Here is a 10,361-nt window from a genome sequence, read left to right on the forward strand (position 1 = left end):
CCTTTTCCCCTACCTTAACTATTTTGGTAGTGTTAGCGCTTAACTCGCTTTCCTCAAACATTAACCCTGTATGGCTGTAATCGTAGCCATTTTCGGGGTCGGTTGATTTAGGGTTAGGTAATGATGCTGGGTGAGCGATTAATCGCTTAGATTGCAATGCAATGGCACGCTTTTGTAGGTAGTCGTAATCCCCCTTACCAGACCGGCATAGCTCAAGGAATTGGCAACCCTTGCAGATAGTAGACGATTCTATCCCGTGGCTTATATTTTGATTAGCTAAGGCCGCATGGGTAAAGGGTCGAGCGCAATTAGCCCTTAAGTCTTTTTCTTGGAATCTATCAAGTGAGTCTTTCCTTTTTCGTGTTCTCACTTCCCCCAATTCGTTGCGGCATAACCCAGCGTGACGGCCTTCTAAGATTGGCCAATCTTTGAGGGTAGGGGTTGAGACATTTCGAGGGTCACTGGTAATATAAAATAAATCTGTAACTCCCATCATCTCAGGAGTTGCCTTGCCAGCATCATAAGATTTACCGCTTCCAGTTGGGGAAGTATCGAGAATATATTTACCCGATGCCCATAGACTTAATCTTTCAGAGCGGTCATAGATTTTTGCCTCTCGTTTATTTGGTAAGGGTGAGGGTAAAGGTTTTCTCGTTTTTTTCCGATCTTTAAAAGCTAATCGTTTTACTTTTTCCCAGAATGATAAATCTTTTTTAGCTAATTCAAAGAATTGGCTAGGGCTAAAAAATTCGATTGATTCCAGATTCCCTATCTCATCAATATCACCTAATTTCTTATCGAAACCGTGACCCCAATAAGCAACGCTGATCGGTAGAATATCATTTAATTTTCTGTACTGGTTAGTAACATTTTCGTTAGCTAAACTACCCGCGTCAGGGTACAGGGTCACAACCGCGTTAGTATTCCCTAATCTTTCCCGTATGGACTTGATCGCATTTAGTAAGGAATCATTACTACCCGCAAAATTCCCCCCCGATGCCCCGATGAAGGGTATCCCCAATCTGTCAGCAGCTATGGCAGGTTTAAGCTCTAACCCTTCACAGATTCCTATCTGGTCACGGTGTTTTAACTCTTTAGGCCAATAGATAGCGAGGGGTAACTCACCATTCTGTAACTTTGGCTCAACCCCCCGCGCCCTAGAAGACAGCCATAAGTATTTCCCGTGGTCATTTTCTTTACTATTGGGGTTATACAGCCTTAAACCGACAAATAACCCGTTATGGTCTGGAATTGGCACTAAAATCCCCTTAACGGGATTATTTAACTTCCCACCATCGAAGTTAACCCCCGATAAACCGGGAGAGACAGAAATAGGTAATTTTTGCCATTGGTCAACGGTTCTAAAGTTGGCTATTCTGTCATCGGTCAAATACCGACGGTTTTTTAAGAGAACGCGATCACTATCAGATAGCGTCAATTGATTGAGTATTTTTCTGATTTCTCTATCCCGTTCTATGGGCGACAAGGATCGAGCGTGTCTTTCCCGTTCTAATTGCTTTTCGCGCTCTCGTTGTTCCCTGTATTCCCGGCGCTTCTCATCATTCCAGTTGTCAGCATCCGGCTTGAATGCCCACATATGAAAGCCGTTGGTATCTATTCCCCGATGAAGGTAATCGGGGGGGTTAGCATCCATATCCCGGCAGTGGATCAAGTTAGTTAACAGGGACTGCCGGCAGTCCCGGCGAGCGCCATTACAGATCGGGCATCCTTTTTTTAGGGGTTGAAAGCTTCTACTCATTCCACACCCCCAGAAAAATCAGATTTTTGTACCGTGCTTTTTAGTACCCGTGCCACAAAATTCGCGTCATTCTGGCAATTTATGCCAAAATTAGCCTTTATTCTGCTTATTGCGACTTCTATCGGGCTGGTAATCTTTCTATCGCTTAATTTCTCGCTTTTCCCACGGTTCTGGAGATTTTCTGGAAAATCTCTTGACGTTAAACTTCTATTAGTGCTATACTTCATGGCTATAAGTAAAATATTTTTTTTGAACCGCTTCCAAAGCTTGCAGGCTATGGGGCGGTTAGTTCTTTTAGGCGGCTTCTAAGAATTTTTTGATCATCTCACGGACGATCACCGACTCACTCTCTCCCCATTTTTTAGCCTGTTCCTTGATTCGATTTCTCATAACTGAAGGTATCCGAATGTGCATCCCCTTCATTGGCTCATCTACTCTTCGCGGCATTTATGTCGTCTCCTAATTTCTGATGTTGCCATTGTAGCACGGAAAAGTCGTTAAGTACCTGATTCGTACTAGTCTTATATAAGACTTGCTTAATCCTTAGATAAGTTTTACTTATATAACCTCAAAACCCTTACCGTGACTGAGTTTTGATCCTCAATTCCATTTTCTCAACCCGATTAATAGCGGTAAGATTCCAGATTCCCCCAACAATTTTTGATCAATGGGAGAATCTGGGAATCAAGAAAAAATCTGATAATATTCTTGTTTTGTGGTCATTGTTACTCCTAAATAAATACGGTTTACTGATAACTGATAACTGATAATTAGTCCTCTAATTCCCAGCTATTTTCAATTAATCCCAGATTATCGCTTAGTATCTCTATCACTTGGTTCCCGTCGTTTTCCACCGAGATATTTAGATACAAATCGTCAAACATTGACGACGCTTCTTTTCTGTTTTTTGCCGCGATTGTGACCTCGATTGTGATCGGTAAGATTGCTGTAAATTCCTTCATGTTTCCTCTCCTATTTAGGGGGATTAATCCCCCATTTACTAATAATTAAAGTGAGAATTTCTTTTGAGCGCTTAAGTACAAGGTCGTCGCAACCGTTCGGCGATCCTCACCCTGTAAACCTAAGCTTTCAGATTGCTGTAAGCAATAGCCATAAAGGTCTTTCATTTGGGAGATATAAGAGGCAATCTCGCGCTTTTTATCGGGGTTTAGGAGTGATTGGTCACTATCGCTAGTTTTCTCGCTGTTTTGAGCGATTTTATGGTCATAAACTGGTTTCACGGGAACCGGTTCAACGGGTAAGGGTTGGCCCAGACTGACTAAGTTGGGATCCTCCACTAAGGAATATTTTCCTTTGTTATCTAGAGTTAAAGTTAAGCGAGCATTCCGGATCACGTGCTTTTGGGAGTATTCATCATCCCCACCGCGCCATACGGTCACTTTTTCCCCGTTATCACGCCGAACTGCGTCAATTACGGTTCTCTCACCATATTTTGTCGTTACGCGCCGGGCGCGGTCGGTTGCGAGTGCTTCGATTAGTTGCATAATAGAGATATCCTTTTTTGGATGATAGGCGATCGCTGTTTGATTGGTACTCGGTAGCGGTCGCTTTTGGTTTATATGTATATAATATCCGATACTATATCGGATTGCAATACCTATGTGATTAAACTATATAATAAGTGAACGATAATAGTATCAGATATTTTAATAAGATATTTATCGGAGTTAGTGATAGCATGAATGTAAACCCGATAATATATCTGATATAGTTATTTATGCCTAAAATTAACGATAACGTTGTCCGGGTTGACTTCCGGTGTCCGATCGCAATTTACCAAGCGATCGAGAAATTAGCAGAGGAAAACGGGCAGCCGATACATCATATAAGTGGGAAAGTGCAGATCAGCAGTACCATCATCGACTTATTAAAAACAGGGTTAGCAGTTCACGCCCCGGACTCCCTACCCCAATCGAATGGGGGGAATTTAGCCGATAAGCTATCAGAAAAAATCGATGACGCGATCGAAGCCAAAATGAACGCGGCGATCGCTTCGCTTCGGGCTGAATTGGTAAGAGAAATCGCATCAACGAAAAAATAGGAGTTTAGGCAATGTCTAACGAAACCGTGACCTATTCCTTAGAAGCTGTTCTGACAAGGATTGAAGGGAAAATAGACAGCTACCAGAAAGATGTTAGCCAAAAATTCGACAAAATCGAGGAACGTCTCACAAAGTTAGAAATCGGACAATCGGAAATAAAGGGAGATATTAAAACCTTAGATTCTAAGCTAATAGAGACAGACAAGCGCATTAATGACCTAAATGGACGGTTGAATATTACAAGTAATGCTTTTCTTGGCATTGTCGGAATTTTGGTGACGGGAATACTAGGCATACTCGCAAAAATAGTTTTTTTTCCTAACCCCTGAAACTTTAACCAGTAAAGGTTACTGGTTAAATAAAAATAACTTATCAACCAAAACAATGAAAGCCATAGTATTATCTTTAATCCTTGTCTTGTCGCCCACCGTGGCACTGTCTCTCGATGCTCAAACTCAAGAAATACTTGAGAAAAGAACTTGTCAGTATCTTAAATCTGGACTGACACTAGGGGAAACCGCGAGAGCGATCAGTTCTGCCGTTTTTCCGTACGCAACAGCAAGAGTAGGGACGGGGACAGGATCAGGATCGGAAATACTGTATATTTTGCGCGATGAAATTGTGAGAGGTCAAACAGAAGCAATCCTTAAAAACGCTAAAAAAAGATGTCCAGAGTTTTTTCCGCGTAATTAGCCCTATTTGTACCCTAACCCCTACTCCCTACCCGTGAGGTCACGGGTTTTTAACAATTCTTAATGTGTTGATAATAAATGTTTTCACAAGATGACCGATAACGTTGTACTACTAAATTCCAAACTTTCTCACTTAACCCCGGTTCCCCCTAGCACCGATTGGGAGAGGGTTTTAGGTGATTGGTTAGCTACCAAAAGAAGTAATCACACCCGCCGGGTGTACCAAAAGGATATTGAGAATTTTCTCGCTGATCTGGGTACGGAATTGGGAAAATTCCTATCACTCGATAGGCATGGCGCTTATGCCCTAGTTTCCCGCTATAAGGGGGAACTAATCCAAAAGGGGTTAAAATCAGCAACTATCAACCGTCGGTTAGCTGCTATTAAGAGTTTAGTCGCGTTCTCTTATAATTGCGGGCATTGTGAGTTTATGCTAGAAGCGGTCAAGTCTGAGAAGCTGTCAGCTTATAGAGATACGTCGGGCATTGACCCCGAGACGTTTAAGCGAGTTTTGGGGGGGATTGATCGGGGAACATTAAAGGGTTTTAGGGACCGTGCCTTAATGATGCTTCTTTGGTCTAATGCCCTCCGGCGCTCGGAAGTCAGCAAGGCCAATATTAGCGATTTTGACCCCACAGCCAAAACCTTGAGAATTTTTGGGAAGGGACGGGGGAATCAATCAGAGATTATCTCTCTTGGCAGTGCTACGGTCACGGCCATTGAGTCATGGCTAGAGGCAAGGGGGGAAGTAAACCCCGATAAAGCCTTGTTTTGTTCTGTGAATGCCGGCTATAAAGACGGCCGCCTATCTACTCAGTCTATTTATGATATTGTCAAGGATCGCTGTAAGGATGCTGGTATCAGCAAGGTCATGAGTCCCCATAGAATCAGACATAGCAGTATCACAGCGGCCTTAGAAGCGACTAATGGGGACGTGAGAAGGGTACAAAAGCTATCGAGACACTCTAGCCTTAACACCCTTTTAATTTATGACGACGCGAGAAAATGTCACCAAAAGCAAGTGACCGACTTACTTGATAGTTTGGTTTAGTCCCCAAAAAAACCCCTTCATAAATGCCCCTAAAACCGACGGAAAAAAGTTTTGGGGTGATTCATCATGAGTATTGAGATTTAATCGAGTGCCAATTCTTTAGATAGAGTGCCAATTCTCAAACTGTCCATCTTGGCTAGACATTGACTAGACAATTGGCTATTCTGTGAATAGACAGATAGACAACGGATAGACACTATGGCACGCGATAAACTAATCACCGTTCGGATCGAAGGGGAAAAAAGAGAGGCTTTTAACAACTTGGCAAAAAGCCAAAACACAGACACAGCCTCGCTTCTATATGATTTTATCTCAGGATGTCTAGACGGTAAAATAGACATTGGGATAGTCACGGGCAAGGGGAACCGGATAGACAATCAGCTAGACAGTGACCGGATAGACAGATTAGAGGCAACTACTCAAAAAATAGATGAACGAGTAGGCATAATCAGCAAAAAACTAACCGATTGGGTAGAGGCTTTTGACGACCGCCTAAACGATTGTGATCAAGGATTATCAAGCAAAATGACCAGCTTGGAACATCGCCTAAATACCCTATCTATCCAATTGGATAGTCAAAAAATAGACAGCGAGATAGACAGAATAGACACAGATAGCCAACAGGATAGACAAGGGGAACCCCCCGATATGGAACCACTGATTAAAGAAGCATTGAGATTAGATCATTTAGACGATCAAAATCTGATTGACGCGATAGAGAGTCAGATAGAGGAAAGTACAGAAATAGATAAGTCTGATTATGAGTCAGTCACTTCCCCCCTTCCCCCCGTTGCCACGGTTGAGACTATGGAACCTGACTCAATCGTTGAACCGGACAAGGTCGCGATCGGTCCCGTCCCGGGTGACACTGTTTCAATTGAATCAGTAACGGGTGAGGGTACAGTAAGCAACCGACAAGGCTTAACCAATGACCAATTAAGTAAAAAGATAGGCATACCAACCTCAACTATCGAAAAGTGGAAGGGGAAAATTCGCGAAGGGAAAGAAATCACGTCAACAAAATACCCTAAATTTTTTAAACAGTGGACACTTAATCTTGCTGATAGCCTTTGGTATGAAGTCTAATCACTTCCCAGTAGGAAAATGCCTAATATTAAGTCCTCAAGAACAACGAGATAGCTCTTTTAGGTTCTGTGTGATAAGTTTAACTTACATAGGATCGATCAATTTTTGTGTACTTTGTGTCTTTGTGGTTCATTCCACCCCCTCGCTATGAAGAATGTATCTTAGAATACATTTTACCTACCAAACCCAAGAGAACCACAAGATAAAGAAGTACGGTGAATACAGCATCCATCGCCTAGTTCTAGAGGCTTGGGATTCAATGAAATAATCAAATAATTTCTTATTTTTCTGAAAAATTATGTACACAGACGAATTAATTCAAACAATTTTTGGTGAAGATGCCTTAACGTATATCAAAAATAAAAATAGAGGAGGAACCAACAATAATAAGGGAAAAGAATACGAGGATTTTTTTGCCATATACAAATTGAGCGAAATAGCTAAACAGATAGTTGAAGAAGGCATTGATGCTAAATTTTTTAGTCAACTCAAAACTTTTGTAGATGATTTAGTAATTGATTTTCCAAAATTACGAATACATTATCAATTAAAAAACAAAGAAAAAGGTATTTCTTGGGGAAATTCCGATACATTAAAATCTATCGCTTATGATTTTTACTCGCAGTACAGAATTAATGAAACAATAAAGTTAGAAGAAACTCAATTATGTTTAGTTACCAACAACAAAACACAACAAATTCATCTTAGTAAAACCATTCCTAGCGAAATAAAAAACTACACTTCTGTATTTTATTTTTATTATTCAAAAAACATAAATGAAATAATAGAAGCAATGCCTGATTTTAAGGAATCGATAAGTTATCTATCTGCTTTTGACAGGCCTGAGCCAGACAAAATCGAATGTGTTGCGACCGTTTTATTGGGAGCTTGGTATTCAATAGATACGTCAGAAGTTTCGGTGAGCGAGCTTTTACACAAAGCCCAAACTACCCAGCCATCATACATCCGATTGTTTAGTTCGGATATTGAGCTAGATCCAGGAATGCGAAGTATTTTGGATCGGATTCCCAGATTCCAGTATAATGTCTCTAAGGGATTTTTGCATTGGGATTATGCTGATGGTTTAGATACGGGAACCATATATCATGATATAGAAAGTTCAAATTTCAAAAAAATTCAAGATTTAATCAAGCAATTTCAGCCCACCTCTTTTGAAGACTTGGAGAAGTTTTTAATATGACCAGACAAACATCTAATTTTGTTAACAATGATCGCACAATCCTTACCTACCTTGAAATTTTAGCAAATAAAAGTATTGAACCTGAAAGGTATCGTGAAGTAATGGAACAACTCGGTAATAAGCTCGGGCAAATAATTTTAAATAGAGTTATCGATAGCTCACCCCATAGCCTATATTTAGCCTCTACCGTTGAAGATGCTGATTTTTTAGCAAAAGGCATTATCCTACAGTTAGAGAACCATTTTTCTAACATAGGATATGCTTGTTTTTGGAACAAAAGATTTTCTCCTTTTGGAATTAGCGACTTAAAAGTAGCTCCAATTCTAAAAAAATATCAGGAACCCAGCCCCAGCAATATCGATTATTTGATTATTGTTAAGTCTATTATTTCTGGAGCTTGCGTAGTCAAAACAAACCTTGTCAATTTAATTCAAAAAATTAATCCAGATAAAATTTTAATCGTAGCTCCAGTAATGTATATTAATGCAGAAGAAAAATTAAAAATTGAATTTGAACCAAAAATATCTAATAAATTTGAATTCATATATTTTGCAAAAGATGATCAGCGAACGTCAGACGGTGAGGTGATACCTGGCATTGGCGGCTCTGTGTACGAAAGGCTTGGTTTTCAAGGACAAGATGACAAGAACACTTATATCCCAGAACTGGTTCGATCTCGACGAGCTAGATTAGTCAGCGCTTAGAATTTTTTATAAGGTTTACTACCCTAACCCCGATTAGCTCTGAAACATTTCTCAAGGGTAAAATGCCCAAAAATACGCAATTTTTTCGGTTTTGAGTTTTGAGTATGATTAGTGATTAAGTTGCAATCGCCAAAAGCTGATTAAGAAGCTTATCTCTTATCGGAATAGGTATAAATCCCCATAGGGCGGCCGACTGATTGCGATCGAGTACCTCTAGGATGTTCCCAAATTCCGTTAGGAGTGAGTCCTCACTAGCGGCCTCTAGGTAAACCGTAGCATCATTAATTAGGTCTGTGTCGGTCTGGGTAAGGGTTTCAGCTTGGCCACAATTGCTATATGAATCCTTTATAGTAAATGTGGCCAAGATTTCATCCAAAAATTCCCGGCATCGATTGACCGTAGTCCGTGCCATGCCGGTTACAGTAGAGATCGCACGCTCGGTTATTTTTTGTCCAGATTCCCACAACCGATTAGCAGCCTCACCTATTAGCCGTTTAGTCCGTTCGCTGACACTTTCAGCGAGAGGGGTGATTTCATGCGCTTTACACTGCTTAATCTGGTTAGGGGGGATGAGTCCACTAAAATCATAATCGGTCAAGAGAACAATCTCGAAAATTCGATCCCGGTAAAGATTAGCCCGCGGCCTCCCTGTCTCTTGTTTAATGACTCTCAAAATTTGATGGTGAACATAGCGGTTAAAACCCTCACCATAGGGGTCATTGCCAGTGCCAATAGCGTAATCATGCCGTAGGGATTCTAGATTATGGCATGGTAAACCATCAATGATTAGACGGGTAACACCATCGATCGCATTCGTTCCCTGAGAATTGACAAAATGTCTTAGGCTTGTCTCATCCCCATCATCCTTACAGTGAGACTGGAATCTGATAAAAGCCGTGTTATCGGGGTCGTCTTGCCGGTAATAGTCAAGGATAGCCTTAACCATTCTTTTTTGCTGGTTTCCCCGGCTTATCCCATTACGGCCAAGGTCTGACACTTGGATAAACCTGATATTCTCTGGAATCCCCCCCCCGGTAGTAATTAGATCAATTTTTAGCCCGGTTCGGGCCTCAAGGTTTTCGATCGATTCCGTGGCACTCAAGAAAATGATTTTAGCGGCCTCATTTATAATCGCTAAGAATCGTTTATCAAGGAAAGATACCGATAAAATATGGTTATTAAGGGATAAATAGCCTTTACCTTGCAAAGAATCAATAAATTCAGGTATCCACTGTTTTAATGTCTCATTTTCGGCTTTTTCCGCTAGACTGCTATCCTTTTCGCTGAATGCCTTGCGGACCGATGCCGGCATATCAGCTATTGATTCCCCCATTTCAGAGATTGGATCAAGAAAGCTTAAATCGGGGGTTAATGCTTCTTTTAGCTTGATTAAATCGAGATTGCTAGGAATTAGCCCTAAAAGCTTCTCTCTAATGATTTTACCGTCAAAACCATAGCGATTAGGCTGTTTTTCCGAGAGAAGCTTCTTAATGGTAATCAGTAAAGGCTTAAGAGATAGGAATAGATCATTATCATCCTTTTCCGCTAAGGCCTCAATCGTATCCTTAACATCCTTTTCCCCTACCTTAACTATTTTGGTAGTGTTAGCGCTTAACTCGCTTTCCTCAAACATTAACCCTGTATGGCTGTAATCGTAGCCATTTTCGGGGTCGGTTGATTTAGGGTTAGGTAATGATGCTGGGTGAGCGATTAATCGCTTAGATTGCAATGCAATGGCACGCTTTTGTAGGTAGTCGTAATCCCCCTTACCAGACCGGCATAGCTCAAGGAATTGGCAACCCTTGC

Annotated in this window: 10 protein-coding genes and 1 pseudogene; 7 read left to right on the forward strand and 4 right to left on the reverse strand. The window is 41.0% G+C overall.

Annotation, left to right across the window (positions count from 1 at the left end):
- The 3 genes and pseudogenes from N0824_RS13355 to N0824_RS13370 all read right to left on the reverse strand — a co-directional run.
- Window positions 1-1,759, reverse strand: a pseudogene (locus N0824_RS13355) (hypothetical protein); the annotation flags it as partial.
- Between the two features lie 294 nt (window positions 1,760-2,053).
- Complete coding sequence (locus tag N0824_RS20740) at window positions 2,054-2,206, reverse strand: hypothetical protein (RefSeq protein WP_158269555.1); 153 nt, start codon at window positions 2,204-2,206, stop codon at window positions 2,054-2,056.
- Between the two features lie 560 nt (window positions 2,207-2,766).
- Window positions 2,767-3,264, reverse strand: coding sequence for a hypothetical protein (locus N0824_RS13370; protein WP_108937100.1), 498 nt, complete (start codon window positions 3,262-3,264; stop codon window positions 2,767-2,769).
- Between the two features lie 233 nt (window positions 3,265-3,497).
- Between N0824_RS13370 and N0824_RS13375 the strand changes: the two genes are divergently transcribed.
- The 7 genes from N0824_RS13375 to N0824_RS13405 all read left to right on the forward strand — a co-directional run bounded on the left by N0824_RS13375 (window position 3,498) and on the right by N0824_RS13405 (window position 8,555).
- Window positions 3,498-3,821, forward strand: a complete 324-nt coding sequence (locus N0824_RS13375; protein ID WP_108937101.1) for a hypothetical protein — start codon at window positions 3,498-3,500, stop codon at window positions 3,819-3,821.
- Window positions 3,822-3,832: 11 nt separating this feature from the next.
- The gene (locus N0824_RS13380) at window positions 3,833-4,150 is read left to right on the forward strand and encodes a DUF4164 domain-containing protein (protein ID WP_108937102.1); all 318 of its coding nucleotides are present in this window, start codon (window positions 3,833-3,835) and stop codon (window positions 4,148-4,150) included.
- A gap of 55 nt (window positions 4,151-4,205) precedes the next feature.
- A complete protein-coding gene (locus tag N0824_RS13385; protein WP_108937103.1) occupies window positions 4,206-4,514 on the forward strand; it encodes a hypothetical protein in 309 nt (102 codons plus the stop codon).
- A 90-nt stretch (window positions 4,515-4,604) separates the two neighbouring features.
- On the forward strand, window positions 4,605-5,564 hold the full coding sequence (locus N0824_RS13390) for a tyrosine-type recombinase/integrase (RefSeq protein WP_108937104.1): 960 nt from the start codon (window positions 4,605-4,607) through the stop codon (window positions 5,562-5,564).
- 198 nt (window positions 5,565-5,762) lie between these two features.
- Window positions 5,763-6,650 carry a hypothetical protein gene (locus tag N0824_RS13395; RefSeq protein WP_108937105.1) on the forward strand — a complete coding sequence of 296 codons (888 nt, stop codon included), beginning with the start codon at window positions 5,763-5,765 and terminating at the stop codon, window positions 6,648-6,650.
- 298 nt (window positions 6,651-6,948) lie between these two features.
- Entirely contained in the window at window positions 6,949-7,851 is a 903-nt protein-coding gene (locus tag N0824_RS13400) for a hypothetical protein (protein WP_108937106.1), read from the forward strand.
- The gene (locus tag N0824_RS13405) at window positions 7,848-8,555 is read left to right on the forward strand and encodes a hypothetical protein (RefSeq protein WP_108937107.1); all 708 of its coding nucleotides are present in this window, start codon (window positions 7,848-7,850) and stop codon (window positions 8,553-8,555) included. The genes N0824_RS13400 and N0824_RS13405 overlap by 4 nt, the downstream gene beginning before the upstream one ends.
- A gap of 115 nt (window positions 8,556-8,670) precedes the next feature.
- Here N0824_RS13405 and N0824_RS13410 read toward each other — a convergent pair.
- On the reverse strand, window positions 8,671-10,361 hold a 1,691-nt coding region (locus N0824_RS13410), incomplete at its 5' end, for a hypothetical protein (protein ID WP_233256441.1).

This window comes from Microcystis sp. 0824 (assembly GCF_003112475.1).
Classification (GTDB): Bacteria; Cyanobacteriota; Cyanobacteriia; order Cyanobacteriales; family Microcystaceae; genus Microcystis; species Microcystis aeruginosa_C.